This window comes from Lysinibacillus contaminans (assembly GCF_001278945.1).
Taxonomy (GTDB): Bacteria; Bacillota; Bacilli; order Bacillales_A; family Planococcaceae; genus Lysinibacillus; species Lysinibacillus contaminans.
On record NZ_LGRV01000007.1, the window covers coordinates 364,370 to 389,422 of the forward strand.

General features: G+C 35.1%; 16 protein-coding genes. 10 read left to right on the forward strand and 6 right to left on the reverse strand.

Annotated features, from left to right (window positions below; all coding sequences use genetic code 11):
• Positions 1–28: 28 nt before the first annotated feature.
• A complete protein-coding gene (locus tag AEA09_RS17950; protein WP_053585322.1) occupies positions 29–538 on the forward strand; it encodes a hypothetical protein in 510 nt (169 codons plus the stop codon).
• A 68-nt stretch (positions 539–606) separates the two neighbouring features.
• Here AEA09_RS17950 and AEA09_RS17955 read toward each other — a convergent pair whose 3' ends face one another.
• A complete protein-coding gene (locus AEA09_RS17955) occupies positions 607–1,707 on the reverse strand; it encodes an acyltransferase family protein (protein ID WP_053585323.1) in 1,101 nt (366 codons plus the stop codon).
• A 305-nt stretch (positions 1,708–2,012) separates the two neighbouring features.
• On the reverse strand, positions 2,013–3,095 hold the full coding sequence (locus AEA09_RS17960) for an acyltransferase family protein (protein ID WP_053585324.1): 1,083 nt from the start codon (positions 3,093–3,095) through the stop codon (positions 2,013–2,015).
• Positions 3,096–3,417: 322 nt separating this feature from the next.
• Between AEA09_RS17960 and AEA09_RS20690 the strand changes: the two genes are divergently transcribed.
• Positions 3,418–3,573: a DUF7662 domain-containing protein gene (locus tag AEA09_RS20690; RefSeq protein ID WP_425412033.1), complete on the forward strand. Its 156-nt coding sequence runs from the start codon at positions 3,418–3,420 to the stop codon at positions 3,571–3,573.
• 300 nt (positions 3,574–3,873) lie between these two features.
• Here AEA09_RS20690 and AEA09_RS17965 read toward each other — a convergent pair whose 3' ends face one another.
• Positions 3,874–5,055 carry an alginate O-acetyltransferase AlgX-related protein gene (locus tag AEA09_RS17965; RefSeq protein WP_053585325.1) on the reverse strand — a complete coding sequence of 394 codons (1,182 nt, stop codon included), beginning with the start codon at positions 5,053–5,055 and terminating at the stop codon, positions 3,874–3,876.
• Positions 5,056–5,065: 10 nt separating this feature from the next.
• Positions 5,066–6,490, reverse strand: coding sequence for an MBOAT family O-acyltransferase (locus tag AEA09_RS17970; protein WP_053585326.1), 1,425 nt, complete (start codon positions 6,488–6,490; stop codon positions 5,066–5,068).
• Positions 6,491–6,876: 386 nt separating this feature from the next.
• Between AEA09_RS17970 and AEA09_RS17975 the strand changes: the two genes are divergently transcribed.
• The 3 genes from AEA09_RS17975 (at position 6,877) to AEA09_RS17985 (ending at position 13,326) form a co-directional block, all read left to right on the forward strand.
• On the forward strand, positions 6,877–9,624 hold the full coding sequence (locus AEA09_RS17975; RefSeq protein ID WP_053585327.1) for an S-layer homology domain-containing protein: 2,748 nt from the start codon (positions 6,877–6,879) through the stop codon (positions 9,622–9,624).
• A gap of 598 nt (positions 9,625–10,222) precedes the next feature.
• Positions 10,223–11,719: an S-layer homology domain-containing protein gene (locus AEA09_RS17980; RefSeq protein ID WP_053585328.1), complete on the forward strand. Its 1,497-nt coding sequence runs from the start codon at positions 10,223–10,225 to the stop codon at positions 11,717–11,719.
• 146 nt (positions 11,720–11,865) lie between these two features.
• The gene (locus tag AEA09_RS17985) at positions 11,866–13,326 is read left to right on the forward strand and encodes an IS1182 family transposase (protein WP_053581933.1); all 1,461 of its coding nucleotides are present in this window, start codon (positions 11,866–11,868) and stop codon (positions 13,324–13,326) included.
• A gap of 133 nt (positions 13,327–13,459) precedes the next feature.
• Here the strand turns inward: AEA09_RS17985 and AEA09_RS17990 are convergent, their stop codons facing one another.
• Complete coding sequence (locus AEA09_RS17990; protein WP_053585329.1) at positions 13,460–14,704, reverse strand: efflux RND transporter periplasmic adaptor subunit; 1,245 nt, start codon at positions 14,702–14,704, stop codon at positions 13,460–13,462.
• Positions 14,704–15,381 (reverse strand): hypothetical protein, encoded by a 678-nt coding sequence (locus AEA09_RS17995; RefSeq protein ID WP_053585330.1) that lies wholly within the window; start codon positions 15,379–15,381, stop codon positions 14,704–14,706. The genes AEA09_RS17990 and AEA09_RS17995 overlap by 1 nt, the downstream gene beginning before the upstream one ends.
• A gap of 327 nt (positions 15,382–15,708) precedes the next feature.
• Between AEA09_RS17995 and AEA09_RS18000 the strand changes: the two genes are divergently transcribed.
• From AEA09_RS18000 to AEA09_RS18020, 5 genes are all read left to right on the forward strand, one after another.
• Complete coding sequence (locus AEA09_RS18000; RefSeq protein WP_053585331.1) at positions 15,709–19,662, forward strand: cell wall-binding protein; 3,954 nt, start codon at positions 15,709–15,711, stop codon at positions 19,660–19,662.
• A 77-nt stretch (positions 19,663–19,739) separates the two neighbouring features.
• Positions 19,740–20,402 (forward strand): S-layer homology domain-containing protein, encoded by a 663-nt coding sequence (locus tag AEA09_RS18005; protein WP_053585332.1) that lies wholly within the window; start codon positions 19,740–19,742, stop codon positions 20,400–20,402.
• A gap of 207 nt (positions 20,403–20,609) precedes the next feature.
• The gene (locus AEA09_RS18010) at positions 20,610–21,692 is read left to right on the forward strand and encodes a CAP and S-layer homology domain-containing protein (RefSeq protein WP_053585333.1); all 1,083 of its coding nucleotides are present in this window, start codon (positions 20,610–20,612) and stop codon (positions 21,690–21,692) included.
• A 225-nt stretch (positions 21,693–21,917) separates the two neighbouring features.
• Positions 21,918–22,847: a C40 family peptidase gene (locus AEA09_RS18015; RefSeq protein WP_053585334.1), complete on the forward strand. Its 930-nt coding sequence runs from the start codon at positions 21,918–21,920 to the stop codon at positions 22,845–22,847.
• A 251-nt stretch (positions 22,848–23,098) separates the two neighbouring features.
• Entirely contained in the window at positions 23,099–25,000 is a 1,902-nt protein-coding gene (locus tag AEA09_RS18020; protein ID WP_053585335.1) for an N-acetylmuramoyl-L-alanine amidase, read from the forward strand.
• Positions 25,001–25,053: the final 53 nt, after the last annotated feature.

A 25,053-nucleotide genomic window follows, 5' to 3' on the forward strand; every position in this document is an offset into this window, starting at 1 on the left:
TACTTCGGTAGAATTTGACGTAGAAAATATGTTTTGTGCAATTAGGTTAGCTGAAGCTTTTGGGCAATCAAACCATCCACCGAATGGAAGTTGTATTAATATTCGTAGAACTCAAATAGTAATAAATCCAGATGTGGTTGAGTACAAAATCCCAACATTTAATGAAGAATTACAAGATTGCTTAAGATTTTACGAAAAAAGTTATGACTATAATGTCCCTCCAAAAACCAACAATGTAAGTGGCGGAATAGAGGTGAAAGTACTACCAGGGAATACAATAAATACGAATCAGTCTTATGGAAACGTAAATTTCAAGGCGACAAAACGAAAACTTCCAGTTATAACAGTAATACCATTTACGGACGCTTCAAAATCACAGATTGTATCTTCAGATGATGGAGTTGTTTTAATTAATAACAGCGGAGTACCTAATTACATTGGCACTAACGGATTTAATGTACACAATACTTCTGAGCAAACATTGACTAATTCAAGAAACGCAGTTATCTTTCATTGGGAAGCTGATGCGGAAATGTAAGGCAAAAATAATATTTTCATTATAAAACCGCTAAACTTCTTTTAAACGTTTAGCGGTTTTAATAATAATTAAGTTTGTTCAATATTAATTTGAGTTTTATTTACCGAAGATCGTTTCTTTGATAAGTTCATAAAAGGTTTTTCAATAAGATTGTAGGTTAAGGTAGAAATTAGAATAGTAATGATGAAGACTAATAGAGTTTGTAGGTTAGAGTTTATATTAAAATTAGCAACTACAAAATATAAAACAGGCATATGTAAAAGATACATGCTGAAACTTAGTTCACCGATAAAACTTAGAATTTTCGTTGATAAGAAATTATTGATTAGCCCTGTTCCGTTAAGGTAACAGTATGTAAATACTGAGAAGCAAGCAACTGCAAATAGATGTCTATATTTATAGTATTCACTCCAGTCCATACTAGAGTAATTGAAATTTTGACCTCCTTGGAAATAGTACCGAATAGAAGGTATCTGTGTAATCATCAAAGCAATACAAGCGAAAGCGATTATTTCAAAAGTTTTCTTATTGAAAAGTGAAAGTTTATTTTTCTCTGTTTGTACGTAAATATAGCTAGTTAAAACACCAGCTATAAAAGCAATGATGTAACGATGTATAAATAAATTTTCTAAAAAAGAATTTGTATAAGCAAATACTGCATTGCTTATAAACAAAGATAAAATCCCTATCAATAAAAATCGAAAAGCCATTTTATTTTTAGAGCAAACGATAAACAAGAATATGAAAATAGGTAGCATCAAATAGAATTTTAATTCTACAGGTACACTCCAGTAAACACCATTACCTTTGATAAAAAGTAAGTGGTCTATTAGTTCTTGTTTATCTGTTGGTAAGATTTGTGTATTGTGAAAATAGAAATCTAACAAGACAACTATGTAATAAAGAGGTATTATTCTCAAAAATCTTCGTATAAAATAATTCAACCATTTCTGTGTATCGTAAACTAGTTCAGGCTTGTGAAAAAAGGGGCGAGATAACAAAAATGCACTAAGAAAGAAAAATAATATGACGCCGAATTGACCTATACCTGTTAAATTCAGACCGGGTAACAAATATAGTCCTGAATTCCCAGTATGACTGAATACAACAATTAAGACAGCAATACCTCTCAGTCCATTTAAAGAATTTATCAGTAAATTTGAGTTCAAATGTTTTTTCTCCTTTCAGATTCATATTGGAAATTATAGTACAAATAATAGCGATTTACCATTTTTGGATTAAAAGCAAAGATAGGAATATATATTTATTATTAATAAACCATTGTTTCAGTTTGTGCATAACTATAGTGGGGATGATTATAACGAAGTGTTGTAATCAGTGGAATTAACTTTGATTGGGTTTATTTATTATATAAGGTTTATCCGAGTAGTCTGAAAAACGGAGGATTATGTACCCCAGGTAAGTCATTTTAAAAGTCAGTTACCACATTAGCAATAACCGACTTATTAGCTTATTAATATCTAGAAAACTTGTACTTAATTCTGTTTTTCATAGGTATTTCAAAATATTTATAGACTAAATGACTGAGAGCCAAAGTTATTCCTAATGTTATTAATATATAGATTAAAGCATTAGATGTAAAAAGAGGAACTTTTTCTGTATATTTAAAAACAGTTCTATGCAACAAGTAGAAAGAAAAACTTATTTCACCTAAATAAATTAGTTTTCTATGTACTAACAACCTTGAAAAAAAGCCTCTCTGTTGGGCGAATACCCAAATAATTAAAGCTAATGATGGTAAATAATAAACACCATATGTAAGCGAAACATGAACATGTGGAGCAAAATATAGAGCTATTACAAAGCATACAATTGATAGCCCTTCAAGGAATGTAAATAAAGCGAAATTACCTTTTTTAGAAATGCTATTTAATTGTTTAAACGCTACTCCAAGAAGAACACCGATCAAAAAATCGCCAAATCGAAAAACTGGGAATACGTAAAATTTCCAATGATCCAACGGTGAGTCTTTAGTAAACCAAACAAATAAAAAACATGAAATGTAAAATAAAACACAGATAATAACAAGAGATTTAATGTTTTTTAAAAATTTAAATTTGTGCATTAAGAATATTACAAACGGGAATAATAAATAGAAAAACATTTCATCAGAGATACTCCATCCAGGAGAATTAAAAGAAAAATAATATTTCATATCAGGTATAAAACTTTGTGTCAAAGTTAAATTTGCTAATGCTACTGAGGACAGAGTTTTAATATCAAATGGCAATCCATTAAAATAAAATAAAGTTATTGATAATAAAAAAGTTAGTACGTATACAGGATATATACGTGCTACCCTATTTATTAAGAATGTCTTTAATTTAGCTTTGCTTATTGTCTTGAATTTATCAAAATAATTAAATGTTAGAATAAAACCTGACAATACAAAGAAAAATGTAACACCTAAGTAGCCTTGATATAAAATTCTTTCGAATAACCATTTGGTTTCATCAAAAGTAGTTAATATAGCTAAGTGAGAAAAGAATACTGCTAATGCTGCAAAAAATCGTAAAGACGTTAGTGTATTTATCAAAATATTAAACTCCTTATATATTAATAGGAATATTATATAGTTAATATGTAGGTTTTGGAATATTATCTAGTATTTTAACAATTGTTTCATATTGTGCAGTAAATTCAATTAATCTCATTATCAAATGATTGTTAAAATGATAAATTACATTAATCTAACTTTGTTAAATTTAAAGGATTATATTGATTTAAACATAATTCAGTATAATAACTAATTTTAGGAGATGATGATATGGGGAAATATGAATTCTTAGGTACATATTAAAAAAACAATAGAGATGATGAAGTAGTTTTAACGTATGAGCAAATTAATATAATTCTATCTGACTCACTCACTTCCTCCATCGGCTTATAATCATAGTGCTTGGTGGGCTAACTCTGAAAGTCATGTTCAAGCTAAATCATGGTTAGATGTACAATGGGAATTTGAAGATATCGAATTAGGTAAATTCGTTCGATTCAAAACGATTTTAGTTTAATTTAGAATGGGTGATAACTTGCTTTATGTCACAAGTGATAATGGCTTGCAAGTTGAGCCACTATCACAATTTAATGCACTTAAAATGGAACAAGAAGTAAATGGGGCTTTTTCAGCCTCGTTTATTTCTTTTAATTTGTCTAATAATCCATAGTTAATTTTTGCTAAGCACCTACCTGGATTGATACGTTTATAGTACCGGGAAGTGCTGCATGTTTATATGCGTCATTTGAATACGGGCTTACGATAGGACAGTAATCATAGCTGATAGATCATCGATAATCACCCACACCAACCAATGTTATTCAGGCATCAGCCGTAAGTTTCGATCATTGTAAGCAAGCACGACATGGTCTGGTTGCATGTTTTGTAAATAGGAAATCACATCTTTTTCTAAATAACGTAAATCTAAGATAGTTAGTGTTTTAAAATGACTCGCGACATGGAACTGGATAGCGTTAAAGTAAGAGTCTTTAATGACAACGAGATGTTTGTCACTGTCATAATTTTCGTTCACAATTGTCAGCTCTGCGAAGTCACGGCTATATGCGTCTGCATAGTTTACAAGTGTTCCAGCATCCATTTGTTTCGCGCGACCGTAAACTGCCTCATATGGAGCGGTTACGTCTTCCTCAATTGTTCCGTCGTAAATCGTAAATTGTGTAGCAAAGGAAGCGGGCTCATTGTAGCAAATCTGATCGCTATTTTCGACTGTCATGTACAGTATTTTGTTCCATGAGCCAGCAAAGTCATTCGGTAAGCACTTTGTATTGGCTTCCGTATATGGAATCGGATGCACTTCTTTACCGATTCTATCGCTTAGCGTTGTTAGTAGTGCTTCGTATCCAGAGTAAGCACCTTGCATCGTCCAGTGATGATCAGTTTTAAAGAAATTTCTTTCTGCTGAAAAGTCGCCAGTCATGTTATCACGCAACTTAATATTATCCACACCAGCTGCTGTTAATAGCTTATGAAGCTTGGCGTTGTTCTCAGTACCAGCATCCTCAGGCATAAAGTTCGGACTTGGCTCACGTGAGTATGTAGCTTTTGCAGGAAAAGAATAAAATGTAAACGGAATATTTTTCCTAGCCAACCCTACACTAAGTTTTTGTAATTCACTAGCAAAAGAAGCCAGCTCATGTTCAGTCTTCGCAGGTGCAGGCTTAGATATAATCCAACCGCTTGCTTCATCAACTGCGTATTTATCGTTTAAATACGTATTCCCCATAGCACGCTGAAAAAAGACATAGTCGCGCATCCACCAATCGCGTGCAGGGAACTGATCGGATATATATGCTTCAACCTGCTTCGACCATTCACCAGAAAAAACTTCTTTCAAGCTTGGAGAAATGTTTGCTGATTCGAGTGGTCGATTTTCCATTTCAGATTGCGGGCGATCCACTGTTAATACATGAACCAAGAAGCCGCCAAAAACAATGCAAAAAAAGGTAATAGGTAAAAGGAAATATTGAATTTTTCGCATAATGTACCACCTAGAATCTAAAGTAAATGAATGGATTATGTGTTGCGTTCACTAAAAACATGGTAATGAATAATAAAAGCGCACCGTAATAAATTGTTTGCCCAAGGCGTAGTCCCCAGTCAAAAGAGATAGAATTTGTAGCCTTTTTCTCACTCCAACTTTGATAGACCATATAAATTGGTAACGCAAAAATAAGGGCGACGATAAAGTAAATCATATAATCCTTTGCTAATAAAATTGTTTCATAATTATAGAGGCTAGCATTTGTTAGCCCGAACAATGTTTTAATAAACGTAAAAGCATATGTAAAGTCGTTCGCTCTAAAGAATACCCAGCCAATCATCACAATCAGCAGCATATAAACATGACGTAAGAATCGTGGAATACGATCCAGCCATTTCAGAAGTACCCATTTTTCTAAGCAAATTAAAATTCCATAGTAAAAGCCCCATGCCATAAACGTCCAACTTGCCCCGTGCCAAAAACCAGTTAACGTCCAAACGACGAGTAAATTACGATAAAGCTTCCATTGATGACTAACGCGACTACCACCGAGTGGGAAATAAACGTAATCTCTAAACCAGCTACTCAGTGAAATATGCCAGCGACGCCAAAAGTCCGTCACAGATTGTGCGATATACGGATAATTGAAGTTCTCCTCAAATTTGAAACCGAAAATGCGCGCAAGCCCAATTGCCATATCACTATAACCTGAAAAATCAAAGTAAATTTGCAACGAGTACGCTAAAATTCCGAGCCATGCTGTTCCAGTTGTTAAATCCCCACCTGAAAGGCTAAAGACATGGTCAGCTACCTCGCCCATTGGATTTGCAATGAGCACTTTTTTTGCTAAGCCCTGTACGAAGCGACGTGAACCGATCATCCAGTCCTCTGCAGTAGATAGGCGTTTTTTGATCTGCTCGGCAACGGTTTGATAGCGCACAATAGGTCCAGCGACAAGCTGTGGAAATAATGTAATAAACAATGATAAATCTAAAAAATTGCGCTGAGCCTTGACGTCCTTTCGGTATACATCAATGACATAACTCAGTGCCTGAAATGTATAAAATGAAATCCCGATTGGAAGTGGAACAGCCTGCCATTCAAGCGGCTGACTTAGAAAATTGTTCAACAAGTCTACAAAAAATCCTGCATATTTGTAATAACCCAAAATCGCTAAGTTACTGGCAACGACAAGCCACAGCAGTGTTTTTCGCTTAGACTGAGATACTGTATTTTCAATAATAATCCCCATCACATAGTTCAGTAAGATGGATAGTATCATTAAAAAAACATACTTCGGTTCCCCCCACGCATAGAAGAATAAACTAGCCAACAGTAAAATTGTATTTCGTAACAACCTAGGGGATAGGAAGTACAGAATGAGTACTAATGGCAAAAATACATATAAAAAAATAAGGCTACTAAAAACCATCCCTTAAAATCCTCATCTCTATTGAAAAAGTAAAAAATATAGTCAATAAGCTCAGAAAATACCAAAACTAATAAATCTTATTGTAACGTAAATCTATTAAATGTTCACTAATTATATCCAATACATTCCACAAATATTTATTATAAAAATCCAAAAAATAGAATGGAATTTATGGATTATTATTATTGGTACACAGTATATTCCGAAAAAATAATCACTTTTACCTATAGTGTTTATAAAAAATAAGACCAAAGACATTAAAAATGAGTTATTTTCAGTTACCATATTTTTCATTCCATATGTTACCTTTGATAAATCTTGGATTATTCTTCTATAATGTGGTGGTAGTCACTTGGATGGCTAAATTTGTTTTGGGGGTTTTAACAATGAAAGTAAACAAAAATAAATGGGTTGTAGGCGCAACTTCAGCAGCATTAGTAGCAGCAGCAATAGTACCTGTAGCAAGCGCAGCAAGCTTTTCAGATATCGAAAAAAGTGATCATAAAGAGGCAATCTTAGCATTAGCAGAATTAAATATCGTAGGTGGTTATACTGACGGTACATTCAGACCTAACGCGGTTGTTACACGTGGTAACGTAACAAAGTTCTTAGGGAAATGGTTAGTATCAGAAGGCTATGAAATTCCAGCTGATTTCGACAAAGAAGCTCGCTTCACTGACTTACCAACAACATCTAAAGACCAAGAGTTAGTAAAATTTGCAGCACTTGTTAAGGATGCAGGCGTATTCAAAGGTTCTAACAACAAATTAATGCACACAAACAATATGTCTCGTGAGCAAATGGCAGTAGTATTAGTACGTGCTATTAACACAGTTTATGGTGTTGATTTAGTAGCTGACTATAAAGCAGAAAAATTCGAATCTAAAATCACAGATTTAGAGAAAGCATCAGCTGACGAAAACCGTGAAGCTATTATTGCTTTAGAATACGCTGAACTTACAAACGTAAAAGCGTTTAACCCGAAAAATTCATTAACACGTGGCCAATTCGCGTCATTCTTAAACCGTACGATTACTACTATTGTTAAAGAAGAAGCACTAACTGTTAAAACAGTAACAGTTAAAGATGCAACTACTTTAGAAGTAACATTATCGGATGATAAAACGCACACAGTAACATTACCAACAGCTCTTCCAGCAAACAAAGAAACAAAAGTAGAGTTTGTAATTGATGGTAAAACATATTCGGCTGTTGTTACTTATGTAGTAGCAGAATATAAAGTAGAATCAGTAAATGCGATTAACGGTGTAACAGTTGAAGTTAAATTCACTCAAGCTGTTGATAAAGCAGACGTAGCTAATAAAGTAAGCATTCAAGGTGTTACTTTAACAGCTCCAGTATTATCAGAAGATGGTAAAACATTAACACTAACTGCAGCAATGACAACAGGTGGCGGCGCTATTAAAGTTGAAGATGCAACTGTAGTAGTTGAAGCTATCAAAACAAAAGCTGATAAAGAAGTTAAGTTAGAAAAATATGTTGGTAAAATGACATATGAAGATAAATTAGCACCATCAATCGTAAGCGTTGAAGCTTTAACGAATGGTAACGTAGCTAAAACAGCAACAATCAAATTTTCTGAGCCAGTAAAAGCTGGAGCATTAGTGAAAGTTAATGGTGCATATGCTACAGTAACTCCATTCACAAGTACTTCAGATACAATTGAATTAACTGGTTTAAGCCTTGAAGCTGGTAAAACACATACTGTAGAAGTAATCAATGCAGAAGATACTGCTGGTAACAAAGTAGTAACAATGTCAGCAGACTTCACAGTGGCAGTTGATGCAGCTACTCCAGTAGCGACAGTAACAGCTGGTGGAAGCGACAAAGAAATTTTAGTAACATTCAACAAATCTATGAACGTTTCTAAAGTTGCTGGTATTACAGTTAAAGATGAAACACTTTCAAACATTAATATCGGAGCAATTACTCCAGTAGCTGATACAAAGGGTACACAATTTACTATTGCTATAACAGATACTGTTTACACAAACAAAGATAGCCGTACATTTAGCGTTGTATTACCTAAAGATATGGAAGATAAACTAGGTAACAAAACTACTGATTCAGTACAAAATGTTACATTAGTAAAAGATGTAGCTAAACCAGTAGCTACAGGTTATAACGTAGTTAAGGATTCTGCTGGTAAAGTTGAAGCAATCGAAGTGAACTTCAGCGAAAAAGTTACTGTTACTACTACTCCTGACTTTGGTTCAGTAGTTAACGAAAATGGTGTAATTGATACTACAACATTTGCAGGATTAACAGGAGTTGTATCAGCTGACGGTAAGAAAGTAGTTTATACTTTATCAACAGCAAAAACGATCACAGGCAAATTTGCTATTTCATTTGCTAAGGATCTTGTAAAAGATTTATCTGAAGCAGGTAACAAATCAGATGCGTTCAACTACACTATCGATTTCGGTCAAGGTGACCTAGTTTCTGAGTTTGAAATAAAAACTAACTTACCAACTGCTACAGGCGATGTTATTACAGTAACATTCCCAGAAGCAGTAAAAGGTGGCGCGGTTGAAGGTTCAGCAACAGATCTTGTAAACTACACATTAGGTGGTAAGCCACTTCCTGCTGCAACTACAATTACACTTGATTCAACTCAAAAAGTTGCTACAATTACATTACCAGTAGAATCAATTGCTAAAGACGATCAAGCATCTGTATTCACAGTAGCTAACGTTAAGAACATTGCTGGTACTAAAACGGTTAAATCTTTCACAGGTACTGTGTCTGTAGAAGATAACACTGCACCAGTTTTACAAAGTGCTAAAATTCTTGACAACAAAACAATTGAATTAACATACAGCGAAGCAATGAATTTAACAGGCGACAATGTATTTGATTCATTCAAAATTGTACAAGGAACAGATACTTTAGCATTAGCAACTGGTGAATTAATTGCAACAGTAGCATCTGGTTTCGAGAACAAATTAGTACTTAAAGTGGTTAAAGGTTCTGGGTCTACTGCTACAACATTAGACTTAACGAAAGATATTACAATCGAAACACTTAACCCAACCTTAAAAGTAGTTACAGATAACTCAAAAGCGAAAAACGAGCACAAAAAAGAAGTTAAAGTTAACGTTGTAAAACCTTAATAATAACTAATAAAAGAGAAGGCTTAGGGAAACCTAAGCCTTCTCTTTTTTGTAGTGAAATCGGAAAATTTATTTTTTTCGATGGTAAGTAAAAATGTTTTCTTCTTTGGCGATGAGCAAAATGGGGAGTAATGAATGCAAATATAGTTAATTCCTACTATCCTTACTCTTATAATGCTGGGTATTCTGTTATTTCAAAAGGATTAATAATTACAAACTACTTCATTTTTTCTAATGAGAAACAGACGATTATAGTAAATACTAATGACATAGAAATTGGGAAGCGCATGCGACACAAGGCATGTGCTCTTTTGCTTGCCTAAAATGACAGGATTTAAATATAAAACTACATTGAATGGCTACATGAAAGTGAGGAATATAATGGAGAGAACAGAAATAAATATAGTTAAGGGAGAATTTGTAAATAAAATAAGGGTTAATAGTTACTAGCTATAATTTTCTGCTTCAAGGTATCTATAATAATATTTTATTGTCAACCTATGTAATGAAAATGAGTTATGGAAAATTTTGAAACTTAAGAGATTGTTTAAACGTATAACTAAGTAGTAGAACATTGAAACATTAAGGGGATGGAACAGTGAAGAAACAAAAACTATTTCAAGGAGCACTAATAACAGCACTAATGACGAGTGCAATTGTTGTCGTGCCAAATGTACAAGCAGCAGAGAGGTTTACTGACGTAGATTATACGAAGGAATACGGAGTTGCTGTTCAAAGCCTAGTAGAGAGAGGCATTATTAGTGGTTACTCAGACGGGACATTTAAGCCCTTTGCTGATGTGACACGTGGACAAGTAGCGAAAATTTTAGCTGGACTGCTGAAGCTAGATACCAAAAAAGTTGAAGATCCAAAGTTTACTGATGTATTGCCTAATGATGAGTACTACGGGGCAATTGCTGCTCTGCAAAATGCAAATATTGTCTCAGGATTGGCAGATGGTTCATTTGGCGCCAATCGAGCAATTACACGTGAGCAGATGGCGAGTATGCTAACGGCTGCTTATAATTTATATGAGTATGAATATGACAAGGCTTTGCCATTTAAAGATATTGTGAAATATTCAAATGCTTATTATACGGTTGGACCTCTCTATGAAAACAACATTACAAAAGGTGTGACGGCTGATACGTTTGGCTTGAAAGAAACAGTGAAGCGTTCGCAGCTAGCATTGTTCATTCAGCGTATTGAGAATTTGGAAAAAAATCGAGTAATGCAATCATTTAAAGCGAAGGATTTTGGGGCAGATGTCATTGAAGTTATAGCTGCTAACAACTGGATAGCGGAGACAGAGCAAGAATTTTTCAATGTTCGTTTTCAAAAGGATAGCGTTGATATCGAGGCTTTACAAGAAGGAACGGGTTCTTTTGTAGTAGCGTCCTATAAAGTAGATGGAAAAGAGAATTATGAGTATATTGGCTTGAATAAGTACCGCGTAACGGTAACTAATGTTGATGGCAAACTGCAGATGGTTTGTGAGGAAACTGACGAATTGACACCAGGTACTGTGTTATTTTTTGAGGAGGATCACGGCATTAATGCCAAAAATCTAAAGCTAGAAACGAAGGATGGCCATACGGTGAGCCCGAAAGCATACGCGTACAAGCCTTATCGTTTTGATGGCTGGGAAGGGGAAAGTATTCCAAAGGGAACAGCCTATGAATTAACATTATTAGAAGCTGGTGAGTATGTTGCAACATTTTCAGATGATGCAGGAAAGTCTGTACGTGTTGGCATTCATGCGGCAGTAGATGGCTATGACATCTATTTATCAGAAGCGACAGAGAGAAAAGAACTGTTTGTACCAACAAAAGAAATTGGTTTTGAAGTACAAAGTTATAAAGTTGAGCAGTATACAGGTGCTTTAATTGATGACAAAATTGTTGATGTTGAATTCTCAAAGGATGGCGTGACTGTGAAGCGAATTGGCGCGGGCAATGCGGTGTTTTCAGTTCGTTTAATGGGCGAAAATGGGAAGAAAATGTACTTACATGGATCGGTTTACTCAGTTAGTGGTGTGACAGCAATGTACTACGAGCTATCTACACAAAAGGAAATGGAAGAACCGTCTTATTAATGATAGAAAGAAAACTCCCTGAGCAGTTCGAGGGCACTGAAAAAGTCCAAAATTTAATTTAAGCAGTGGAAAGCTCGTTTGCATCGAACTTTCCACTGCTTTTTGTTTTATACTAAGGTTATCAATGTATGTAGGTGGTATTTAAAATGATTTCAAACCAAGAAACGCTGAAACTTAGCCCTTTTATGGCGATCTATGATATCGTCGTACCCAAAAATAATATGCTTCGCCAAATCAATGAACTTGTCGATTTCTCATTTATTTTAGATGAGTTGAAAACTAAATATTGTCTCGATAATGGTCGTAATGCTGTGCCTCCTATTCGTATGTTCAAATATTTATTATTAAAAGCGATTTATGATGTATCCGATGAAGATCTGGTTGAACGCTCGAAATACGATATGTCCTTCAAATACTTTTTAGATATGGCGCCTGAAGAAGATGTCATTCATTCAAGTTCATTAACGAAATTTCGCCGACTCCGTCTTCAAGATGTGGGTTTATTAGATTTGTTGATTGGAAAAACGGTTGAGATTGCGTTAGAGAAAAACATCATTTCGAGTAAAACGATTATTGTTGATGCCACACATACAAAAGCACGTTACAATCAAAAATCACCAAAGGAATTTTTACAGGAGAAATCAAAAAACGTCCGTAAAGCTGTCTATCAATTTGATGAAACAATGAAAGAAAAATTCCCGCCCAAAACCACTTCTAACGAAGTAAATGATGAACTCGATTATTGCCGTCAAGTCGTAGAAATCGTGGAAGCACAACCAAAAATAGCGTGTGTCCCTGCTGTCAAAGAAAAATTAAATGTTTTAAAAGAAGTGGTCGAAGATTTTGAAGTACAACTTAGCTATTCCGCAGACCCAGACGCACGTATTGGTCATAAATCAATGGACTCTTCTTTCTTTGGATTTAAAACGCATATTGCTATGAGCGATGAACGCATCATTACTGCCGCTGTCGTGACAACGGGTGAGAAAAGTGATGGGAAATACTTAAAAGAATTAATAGAAAAAAGTAAAACAACAGGCATAGAAATTGACACAGTGATCGGTGATGCAGCTTATTCAGAGAAAGACAATCTCCAATTAGCTAAAACAGAGGAATTTCAACTTGTATCAAAACTAAATCCGCAGATTACACAAGGTGGACGTACGAAAGAAGAAGAATTTGAGTTTAATAAAGATGCTGGTATGTATGTGTGTAAAGCAGGACATATGGCAATTCGCACAGCACGTACGAATAAAAAGAACGTCGGAAAGAACCAACGTCAAACCTATTATTTTGACATAGAAAAATGTAAAGTATGTCCTTTGCGCGAAGGTTGTTATAAAGAAGGTGCTAAAAATAAGACCTATTCGGTGACCATAAAATCGATGGAACACGCAGAACAGGAAGTCTTTCAGAACACAGATGATTTTAAAGAACTGGCGCGTTCACGTTATAAAATTGAAGCCAAAAACAGTGAGTTAAAGAACGGACACGGGTATGATGTAGCATCATCTGCGGGTCTATTTGGGATGGAAATGCAAGGAGCCACAACTATATTCGCCGTCAATTTGAAACGGATACTCACGTTATTGAAAGAAAAAGAGTAAAATAACCGAAAGAAATAGGCGACTTCCTGTTCCAAGATGAACAAGAAGTCGCCTATTTTTATCTTAAATGAACCTACAAATTTAAAAACGTAAGTTTTTCAGTGCCCTCGAGCAGTTCAGGGAGTTTTTCATTTTAAAAGACAATATATTTTACGTACTCTTTCCAGTCTAATTCTTTAAACTGTTGCCATTCAATTTTTCTAACAGGCATTGTGCGGAAAGAACGTGCCATAATATTTCGTTTTTCATTTGATAGCATTGGCGTTCCTTCATCTAAATAGCCAGTGAAAATAGTAGATTTTGTTGTTTCGAATGCAACTTGAATTTCTTCAAGACGAATTTTACCATCATGGCCAACAATATAAAGGCTGTGTACACCATCCTTTGAAGGTTTTACCCAATTTTTATCTACCTTATAAGAATCAATGGCCTCATTTACAATAATGGAAGCTTTGCCGATTGTTGAAAAAGGAATTGATTCAAGTAATTCGTCTTGTTGTAACATTACTTCATAGTTTGAAGGCTGTGGTAGCTTCACGGTTTTTGCAAGCTCGTTTGCCCAAGTCGAATCCTTGGCTGTGGCAATCATTTGTTTTTCAAGTACTACACCAGATAACGCATCCTCGAAATGCTGCAATTCAAAATCGACGGTTTGTCCATCTATGACCTTTTGCCACTCATCCTCAGATAAATACGCAAGCATCGCTTTTTCAGAAGAATAAATTTCAAATGTTACTGCCCCAGCTTCCTCTGTAATATCCGAAATTACGCCATCAACTGGACTGATAACACCCTGACGAGCCTGTATTTGTGCAATTTGGGCTTCTATTAATGCAATATGTCGATTTGTTTCAGCGATATGTCGATTTAAAATGGCGGTTGCTGTCGATGTCGAATTTTGACCAGCTAGCTCCATTTCGACAGTAACCGTCAATTTGTCGCTAATTTGGTCTGTATTGATGGAACTTGTCGGATCAGAGTCCACTTCGATTTGAGAAAGTGCAGATTCTAAATCACTCAGCTCAGTTTCATATGCCGAACGTTCGGCATCAAGCTTCGTTAATTCATCATCTACTTCTTCTGTTTTATATGTAGCAAGTAGATCTGTTGCTGCTACTTCCTGACCACGCTTCACAGTAATGGCCGATAAGCTTTTCGCATCAGCGGATATCGTGTACGTTTTTGCGGGTGCTACAATTGTCTCCTTATTGATACGCTCCACATTGTCACCTATATACGCTTTTTGATATTCATCGATAAAGTAAGATCGTGCAACTTTACTGTCATTTTTAAAAACATAATAAGCATTTAAGCCGATTAAGATAGCCATAACGACGATGCTAATGCTCGTCCAAGGTCTAGATTTTATAAAACGCATCAACCTAACCCCCTTATTAGCCATTCTTGAAGAGGTAAAACACTAACCATACCAACGAATATAGCCATGATCACTTGTAAGAGTATGATTTTTGCTAGTAATACTTTTTTACTTGTCTCTTCATCCCATTTTGATAGGAACGTGTATTGGACAAGGATTGTTAGCATAGTAGCGACAGTCAATTGATTGATGGCGAATAACACGAAATCAGTGTCAATAATCTGCTGTGCCAGTGGAGCTAGCGAAAAGAATGAAAATGTAGTTGAATAGCCAACTGCGTAGAAAACAGCAAATAAAATTGCTTTCTCAATTAGTAAAAATACCACGACATAGAGTTGGACCTTTTGAATCCATTTATACGGAATTTCGGTAAAGATATGCAAGAAGTATGTAACACCGTAGTAGTGAAAGCAAAAATATAAAATAGCCCACAAAATCACGCCAACCATTGAGAGTAGTCGAGCCAGATAGTATTCAACTTGAGAATCCATCGCAAATAATGTAGTTAAACCTTCTGTACCCATACCCCAAAATTCACGTGCTGAGAATAAAAGTATGCAGAAAATGAAAACAGTGAATGCACGTTTTTTGTATCCGGTTATTTCGCCTTTTTCTACGATTTGTGTAAAGTAGGTTGGATGTGTCAAGCTATGCCAAAATTTATAATGGTAGAACATACACAGCTTCCTTTCTATTAAATTAGTAAATATCAAAGATGTAGTATACACCTAGTTAGATCATAATGACATATAAAAATAGTCGATTCCTTATGAAGATTCCCTCAATAATTTCAAATAAAACGTCATACAAAAACAATTATATAGTAATATGAAAATAACTTCCTGTTTTTACAATCTATTAACATCAGAAATTACATATTATTCTTAGTTTAATAGAATAGCTTAAAATCAAATATACAAAACCGATACTAAAGTAAGTAAACTAAAATGAAAATGTACATAACCATTTTCCTATATAAATAAAAAAATGAAAGGGTGGGTCTTTTGAAGAGTAAATTAAGAGTAGGCATAATAACGAGCCTTTTATTAGCCCCAGCGGCGATTGTCAATGCACAAGAACAAGAGGCAACAACTCAAAATATAACACAATCGATATACAATCATGCGATAGCTGCGATAGAAAGTAAAGACCAGCTACAATTAATGTATAAAAATTTAACGGATAAATCTTCTCTTGATGAGATTACGATTGCAGAAAGTCGTGTTGGTGGGTTAATATCTGAAGGTTTTACTGCAGATGAAATAACTTTCGTAGAAGCAAAATTAAAGTATGTTCGAGCACAAAAGACACTACTGACAAAAATTAAATCACTCGGTACAAATATTAATAAGTTAACGTATACAAGTAGCTCGCTAGTACGAGATGTGGAAGTAGAATATAACGTATACCTTGATTTTATGAACGAGGAAATAGAAAATTCATATGCAAAGGTTCAAAAGACGTTTAAAGATGCAGTAACTGTAGCTCCACAAACGGCAATCACTTCTATGCTTGGATTAGCCGTTCAATATGGCCATGACGAAACAGCTCGAAAGGCATACTTTAAAACTAATGGAGCAGATATTGACAAGCTAGAGACAATGAAATTTGCTGTCGCTACTATAGGTGATGCTATTAAAAATTTAGACAACTTGATGAAGGAAGTTGAGAACCCTACGCCAGATTATGCAAACATTAAAACGATTGTGGCTGAGGTGACAACTGCATACAATACTTTATCAGCGGATAACAAGAAAATTGTAGTCGCGTACATCCCTAAGGGAAAAACAGTTGCTCCTTATAAAATTTATACGGAAGCGTTGACAAATATCACTACTGCGCAAAAAGTTGAAGATAGTATTACGCAATTAAAGGCAAAGACACCAGCAAACTTTGCGAAGGCTACTAACTTTATTAGCGAAGTAGCTGCTATTGAAACAGCTTACGGAAAATTAAACGAAAATGTGAAGAAGTTTGTGTCGAACTTTATTGATCTTGCACCTTTTAAAGCTGCGGCGGATGTGTCTAAACAAATTACAGCATTGCAAATATCTAGTGACGATTCGTATCGTACAGCTGTAAGTAATCTAATGCAAGGATACACAGCCCTATTAAAAAAGGAGTTCGTGAAAAATGCTATAGATTTAACAGAAGCAGAAGAGAATATTAAATCTGCTGTGGCAATAGAAGTACTTATTAAGGATATAAAGGGTACGGCACCCGCAGATATAATGACAAAAATTAATGCTGCACGTGGAGCTTACGACAGTCCTTCAACAACAGCAAATGTGAAAAAAATTATCAATAACCTAACTGAATTAACAGATTGGGAAAAGAAATATAGTGATTCTTTAAATGTTGATAAGTTAATCGCTGCATTAAATCCAACGGCAACTACATTTGAAAGTCTAACAATCGCAGCTCAAGCAGCATTTGACAAATTAGGAGCTACAGAAAAAAGTTTAGTGAAAGATTTTAAAAAGCTTGAACTTTATTTTATATATGCGGATTTATCGAGAAAAGTGAATGCACTAAAGTCGACACAAGCAGACTATCAAGCACAAACTAAAGCTCTACAAATAGAGGTGGGTAAATTAAACTCATCAACTGCTGAGGTTGATGCAGTAGTAGCACTAGATGCAATTAAAACGAAGCTAAGTGAAAAGCTGGCTGATCTTTCAAAAGTAGAAACGGATCTAGAAACGGTTCTAACAAAAATTGAGGCATTAAAAAATTCTCAAAATCTTGTGCAAGATATGCTGGATGCACGAAAATTATACGAGGCACTAGATGCACCTACTAAAAAGCGTGTGACAAACCTAAAAGTGTTAACGGATTTAGAGAAGTCTCATAAAGCCGTGATAAGTGTAGTTTCGCTTGTGGAAAAACTAGATCCAGCAAGTAAGGACTATATTAAAAAAGCAAAGTCAGCAAATACTGCTTATCTAAAGCTTGATGAAGCAAAGCGTACGTATGTAAAAAACTATAGCACTTTAATAAGTGATAGAGTTGCTGCAATGGGCGTGATTACGCAAATCGATGCGTTAAAGACAACCCAAAAAACATATAAAGCAAATGTTCAAGCTGCAAAAGATGCGTATGGCGCATTGTCGCCATCAGCATTAGCCCTTGTGACAAACCACGGTGCTCTTTTGACAGCGGAAGGATATATTACGACTGCAAAAGTATTTGATGATCGCGTACTAGCACTAGTAAATGAGCCTGCTGAAACAATTGTAGCGAAGGTAGCGGCACTTGTTGCAGAATATAAAATTATGGACAAAAATGCGAAAAAGCTAGTAGAACAAGCAAAAACATTAACAACATACGAAAAAAATAATAGTGCTGTCGTTAAGGTCATTAATTTAATCACAGCATTAAATCCGAATAGTAAAGATTACACGAAAAAAGTACTTGCAGCGCGTAAAGCATATAATGCTTTGGATGAAGTGTCACAAAAACGTGTCACAAACTATGCGAACTTGACAGCTGTTGAAGATGTTGCTTCACTTATCGGCTTAATTGCCACATTGAAGCCAACAAGTAAGACCTTCCTAAAAGATTTACAAACAGCGCGTACGAATTATGATGCACTTCCTGAAGAAAAAAAGGAGGCCATTATTAACTACGAAGTGCTTGTGAAAGCAGAAACAGAACTAGCATCTGCACATACGGTCATAGCTCTTATTGAAGTAGCTTTACCAGGAGAAGAAGATTATTTAACGAAGCTGATGAATGCGCGTATAGCGTACGATAAGTTACCGTCTGGACAAAAGAAATTAGTCTCTAACATTAAAGATTTAACAAACCGTGAAAGAGAAGTAAAGCCAATTTTAAGTGTTATGGTACAAATTGAAAATTTAGAGCCTGAACAAAGTAACTTTGTAAGTAAGGTAAATTCAGCACGTAAAGCTTATGATAAATTAACAAAAGATCAGAAAAAATATGTAAATAACATTGCCACATTACAAAACTATGAGCCAGTATCAACAGTAATCGAGTTAATTAGTAAATTAAAATCATCAAGTAAAACATTCCATGAGGATACGACAAAGGCACGAGCACTCTATGATGCACTTTCAGCAGACTTGAAGCAATATGTAGCGAACTACCACTTACTACAAGCAGCTGAAACAAGTATTTTAGGCGGTGGGAATGTAGTACAAATGATAAATGATTTATCATCAGTCGATCCAAAGCAATATATTAAACGAATAGAAGAAATTAGAGCCGCATATAATGCATTGCCGAAAGATCAACAAAAAGCGGTTGAAAACTATAAAGTACTGCAAGATCAGGAGAAGATTGTGAAGCCAGTTATGAGCGTTGTTGCAGAGATTGAAAAACTGATGACGGCGAGAGACATGGAAAGCCAATATCAAAAGATTTTAAAGGCTTATGATAAATTAACGGCCACTCAACGAAGATATGTTTATAACGAGCAAGTTTTATTATCACTAGATAGTGTTATTAAAGTGTATAAGAGCATTGCGGAGTTAAAACCAAACGACAAAATGTACTTTGGTATGCTTGAATTGGTGCGTAGAGATTATGACAGCTTAAGTTCCACAGATAAGCAAAAGGTTGCAAACTACTCAGTCTTATTAGAAGCTGAGCAAAATATGAGTGAAGTGAAGAAAGTAGTTGCGCTTATCGCGGGCTTATCGACAACCTCTAGCACATATGTACAAGATGTAGCGAATGCATCAGCAGCCTATAAAGCTTTAAATTCAAAGGTAAGGGGACAAGTACTTAATGAGGATGTACTGAAAAAGGCAGAAAAAGATGTAGCGGTAGTGTTAAAAGTGGTGAATGCAATTGCGATACTTGACCCGGATGACAGAAGTTTTGAGAAAAAAGTGTTAGCTGCGCAAAAATTATATAGTGCACTAACAATTGAACAACAGGGTCTTGTGTATAATTTCCGCGTACTGCAAGAGTATCTGGACATGCAATAAATAAGCTATGATGAGAGGGGCTGTCCTAAAAGTTATTTTGGGATAGCTCCTTTATTATCTAGGGAGGAAGTACATTCATGAATAAAAGAAATCAATCGAAGTTTATAATGTCTTTATCGGCTTCAGTTTTAGTAGGGTCTTTTGTATATGCAGTTCCAGCAACAGCAACTAGCATGCCATTTACAGATGTTAAAAATGAAGGTAGTGAAGTGGAGTTATATAAGGCAGTTAGTGACTTATACAGTAGGGGAGTTGTCTTTGGTACGACTTCCACAACATTTAGTCCATATGAGAACTTAACTCGTGGAGAAGCAGCGACCTTTTTAGCTGAAGCACTACAGTTAGATACGAGAAATATAGAAAATCCAGGGTTCGAAGATGTTCCAACGTCTCATAACTATTATGGACCTATTGCGGCACTTGCGGCGAACAACATTATTCAAAAAGGAGAAAACTATAATCCAAATAGCCCTATTACACGTAGTCAAATGGCTAAAATTTTGACACTTGGTTTTCAATTAGAACAGGCGACAAAGCTTTCGGCGCCATTTTCGGATTTCACAAGTGACACTGAAACAAATGAGTACATTCAAACATTGGTAAACTACTCAATTACACAAGGGATTACAACTACGCAATTTTCTCCTTATACAAATGTAAAACGAGGGCAAATGTCTTTATTCATTTATCGTACGCTTGAAAAGTTTGAAGAAGATTTTTATATTACGGAAATTGAATAAATAATTAATCACTCTAATGTAATTAATAGAGTGATTTTTTAAAAAACTAATATAGGAAAATTAAGGTAATAATGGTATCTTAGAATTATGTAGATTGTAGGCTGCGTGAAGCCTGATTAATAGGAGTCAATAAATAGAGGGATATGGTTAAAATTGATGGATATTAATTTGGGCTTTTTATACAAGTAATGCTTATAGGAGGTATCTATGTTTAAAAAAATTTTGGGCATTGTCGTACTATTTCTTATTTTACAAGTTACATCCTGTTTAGGAAGTTTAACTAGCGTGAGTACAGCTGTTGCTGCACCTAATCTAGTAAAAGATGTACCAGTATCGCACTGGGCAAATTCTTCTATTCAACATATGTTAACAAAACGATATATGCCTACATATGCGGATGGAACCTTTAAACCGGAGCAAGTAATTACGCGTGCTGAGGCAGCGAGCGCTATTGCCCGATCTATGCAGGTAAATCTAGAAAGTTCTTTTTTACCTAACTTTAATGATTTATCTATAACGCACCCATACTACAAAGAAATATGTAAATTAGTAGAAATTGGCGTTTTGCAAAACAATGATGTCTTCCATCCAGAAGAGCCATTAAAACGAATGCATATCGCAAAAATGTTAACACTTGCTTACGAAATTGAAGTAGATACCAAAAATAAAAGTAAATTTACTGATGTTCTAGGTACGCATTGGGCCAAAGATTATATTGAATCTTTAGCTGATGTGGGTGTTATTCAAGGTATAGACCCGAAACATTTTGCGCCGAATAGATTGGTGACACGTGCACAATTAGCGGTATTAGTGGAGCGTAGTATTGACTTCAATCAAAAGGTTAAGAAATTTGAAGTAGCTTACGATTATCTATCAAAAGATTATATCCCTACTGTGAATTTTTCGACAGTTTGGTCACAGGACGTGATTCGATTAATAAATGTCGAACGACAGAAGAATAAGCTAAATCTACTTACAAATGATACGCCATTGACACAAATCGCCATCATAAAAGCGCAGGATATGGTGAATTTGAATTATTTTGAGCACGTCTCACCTTATTACGGAGCACCGTGGGATTTAGCGACTTTGTTTGATTATTCGTATACAAGTTTTGGTGAAAATATTGCAAGAAATATTCCGTCACCCGAGGCTGCTGTGAAGGCATGGATGGCTTCACCAACACATCGTGATAACATTATGAAAACTAATTATACGAATACTGGTGTAGCTGTCGAGAAGGATAATAAAGGAAATTACTACTGGGTTCAAATGTTTTCTAGTCAATAAGTCGTTGTGTAACAAAGCGTGTCATATATTACAGGAATGTTACAAAGATTTGAAAAAAGTGAAGAGAATGTCGTTTTATAAACGCTGATAGACGTGAAAACGTTGTTATATCAGTGTTTTTTTTTATTTTCTAAACCGTTACACAATTGAAAAATTTAAACGGCAAAAATTGTGTTAGTCTATGAATAGGCAAAAAAGAGCAGTCGAGAGGGGTATAACAAAAGTATGAATAAGAAATGGTTATTACCGATTTTTGCATCATTTATGTTTTTTACAGCAACTCCAATAGATAACGCTGAAGCAGCAACAGCATCTGATTTAACTGCAACAGCGACTAAATATTTAAATACTCCATATGTATATGGTGGTACAACAACAAGTGGTTTTGATTGTTCTGGTTTTACTTCTAAAGTATTTTCAGACTTAGGTGTTAAACTTAACCGTACATCTAGTTCACAATATCAGCAAGGTACTGCGGTTTCGAAAAGCGATCTTGAAGTAGGAGACTTACTATTCTTTAATACAAGTGGTAGTGGTATTTCACATGTTGCGATATACATAGGTGACAGTAAAATGATACACTCACAAACTGGTAAGGGTGTTAGTTATTCAGATATGAATGACCCTTATTATTGGGGTTCACGCTATGTGGGTGCTAAACGTGTTACAACATTAGATAGCGAGCAGCAAGAGCAAGTTGAAAAAGTGGCGGAAGTAAAAGAAGCAACTATTGATTTTTCAGTTTATGCTTCTCGTGCTGAAGTAGCAGTTCAAATTGCAAAAAAATTAAACCTTGATACATCAAATAATGAAACAGGCTTTGTTGATGTAAAACCAACATATGAGCATGCAGGTGCGATTGCAGCTGTTGCGAAACTAGGTATTTTCGAAGGCGATAGCAATGGTAAATTTAACCCAGCATCACCAATGACAAGAGCTCAAATTGCAAAAGTTTTAGTAGTTGCCTTTGGAATTGAGAACCAAGGCGAAGAAATAACATTTAATGATGTTCCAGAAAATCATTGGGCTACTAAGTATATTTCAATTCTAGCTTCTAACGGCATTACATCTGGTAACGATGACGGAAGCTTTGGTTATAACGAAATGTTAAAAATCAAACAACTAGAAACATTTATTAATAGAATCCAAAAATAGTAAATAAATGGTTTTATTTTCGATTTGAATAAGGGCTATATTTAAATTGAATAATTGCAGGGAAAGTTCTTTTAAATAATGTATAATTTGAAGAGGGTTTGCAATTGCAAGCTCTCTTCTTTTTATGAAAATTCTTAGGAAACGGGGTGAAAGCGAAAAGAGAATCGAACAGTAATATTGTATGATGTTTTGTCTAGTGAATTTTGATAGAATAGACACGTGATTAGAACAAGAAGGGAGGAAATAAGACATTGAACATTAAAAAAATCAGTCTTATCTTATGCGTCTTATTCATTTCAGCTTCTATGTTTACTATACATAGTGCAAATGCCAGTGGAGGGTTTGAAGATGTACCTCAAAAGCATGAAGCTTATGAAGAGATCAATTATTTAGTTAGTTTAGGTGTTATCAAAGGATATACAGAAAAAGGAAAACAATACTACAAACCTTATAATAATGTGACACGTGGACAAGTAGCAAAAATGGTCGTTGTTGCCTCTGGGAACAAGCCATTAGTCGTAAAAAAGTCTAGCTTTACAGATGTTACAGTCGGAACAGAGTTATCAGGATATGTGGAGCGTGCCATACAATTAGGGTATTTTGTCACAAATACAAAAGGGCAATTTTTACCGAATAAGCCTTTAACACGTGATGAAATGAGTCATGTTTTGACAAAGGCATTTAATTTAGATGCCAGTGCATATGAAAATATAGATTCGCCGTTTTTAGACGTAGGAATTACACATAGTTATGTTAAATATGTGAATACGATTTATTATAACGGGATTACAAGAGGTAGCGGACAATACTATAAACCAGATAGTCAAGTAACACGCGCACAGTTTGCACTATTTGTCGCACGTGCAAAGAGTGAAAAATATCGTTTAGAGCTTCCTGTAAAGGGTGAATCAGTACCAGATACATCGCAAGTTATTGGGTTAGTACAAGTAACAGCGGATGGTGTAACTATTCGTAAATCGAAGGATTCTTCTTCATCTAATAATGTTGTCGGGACTGTCAATAAAGGTGGTAAATTATCTGTTTATGCGGTAGAGGGTGACTGGTTGAAAGTGACCTATAAGGGCGCATACGCATATATTCAGAAAAAATCCGCACAATTTTTAGACGCTGATGGACAAGCATTAGGATCTGTTCAGAAAGAAGTGACAACGACAGCTGCTATTAATTTATATGTAAAAGCAACTTCTTCTTCAAAGGTCATTTCTACTATAAAAAAAGATGTGACATTACCAGTGTATAAGACTGTTGGTGGTTATTATTTAACAATTGTTAACGGCCTACCTGGATATATTGTCGCAGATAGCACTGTCGATGTTGAAACAGAAGAGCCTGTTGCACCGAATCCACCACCTATTACACCTCCTGTTTCAGGAAATGTTTTAGGGAGAGTAACGGTTGACAACCTAAATGTTCGAAGTTCAGCAGATAATACTTCTACTGTGTTAGGTAAGCTTAAAAAAGGAGAGTCTGTCCAAGTTGGCAAAATAAATGGCTATTGGGCAGAAATCACATATAGCGGTCAAACAGGTTATGTTCATAAATCCTATTTAAAACTATTGAATCAAACTGGAAATGCATTGCAAAATCGTATCATTGTTATTGATCCAGGTCATGGCGGAAAAGACCCAGGTACTGTTAACGGTTCTTATTCTGAAAAAGCTATTACATTAAAAGTCAGTACACTTGTGAAGCAGAAGCTTGAAGCTGCTGGTGCTAATGTATTGATGACGCGTACTGGTGATACATATCCCTCTTTACAGGATCGTGTAGATTTTACAAATGCAAACTATGGTGAAGTTTTCGTGAGTATTCATGTAAACTCCGCTGCAAATACCTCTGCACAAGGCACTGAGACATATTATGCTGTGACAACAGGTGATATGCATCAAGAGGATATTGATTTAGCTACATTTGTAAATAATCAAATTGTCACGAATTTAGATATGAAAAACCGTGGTGTTAAAGAGCAACAATATTATGTTATTCGTAATCAATTGATTCCTTCGATTTTAGTGGAGCTTGGCTTTTTAACGAATGATTCGGATCGCAATAAGCTGACGAATGAACGTTATATGGAGTTGTATGCTGAATCTATTTATAAAGGGATTTTGCAATACTATACGAAAAAATAATAGATTGATAGAATGGGATGTCTCCCTTTATAATCTTGAGGCACCCCGTTCTA

What these genes read in the sequence shown, in the direction of transcription:
- AEA09_RS17950 (WP_053585322.1), top strand. Translation starts at nt 29, where the DNA reads ATGTTTTGTGCAATTAGGTTAGCTGAAGCTTTTGGGCAATCAAACCAT.
- AEA09_RS17965 (WP_053585325.1), bottom strand. Translation starts at nt 5,055, where the DNA reads ATGCGAAAAATTCAATATTTCCTTTTACCTATTACCTTTTTTTGCATT.
- AEA09_RS17970 (WP_053585326.1), bottom strand. Translation starts at nt 6,490, where the DNA reads ATGGTTTTTAGTAGCCTTATTTTTTTATATGTATTTTTGCCATTAGTA.
- AEA09_RS17975 (WP_053585327.1), top strand. Translation starts at nt 6,877, where the DNA reads ATGAAAGTAAACAAAAATAAATGGGTTGTAGGCGCAACTTCAGCAGCA.
- AEA09_RS17985 (WP_053581933.1), top strand. Translation starts at nt 11,866, where the DNA reads ATGATTTCAAACCAAGAAACGCTGAAACTTAGCCCTTTTATGGCGATC.
- AEA09_RS17990 (WP_053585329.1), bottom strand. Translation starts at nt 14,704, where the DNA reads ATGCGTTTTATAAAATCTAGACCTTGGACGAGCATTAGCATCGTCGTT.
- AEA09_RS17995 (WP_053585330.1), bottom strand. Translation starts at nt 15,381, where the DNA reads ATGTTCTACCATTATAAATTTTGGCATAGCTTGACACATCCAACCTAC.
- AEA09_RS18005 (WP_053585332.1), top strand. Translation starts at nt 19,740, where the DNA reads ATGAATAAAAGAAATCAATCGAAGTTTATAATGTCTTTATCGGCTTCA.
- AEA09_RS18010 (WP_053585333.1), top strand. Translation starts at nt 20,610, where the DNA reads ATGTTTAAAAAAATTTTGGGCATTGTCGTACTATTTCTTATTTTACAA.
- AEA09_RS18015 (WP_053585334.1), top strand. Translation starts at nt 21,918, where the DNA reads ATGAATAAGAAATGGTTATTACCGATTTTTGCATCATTTATGTTTTTT.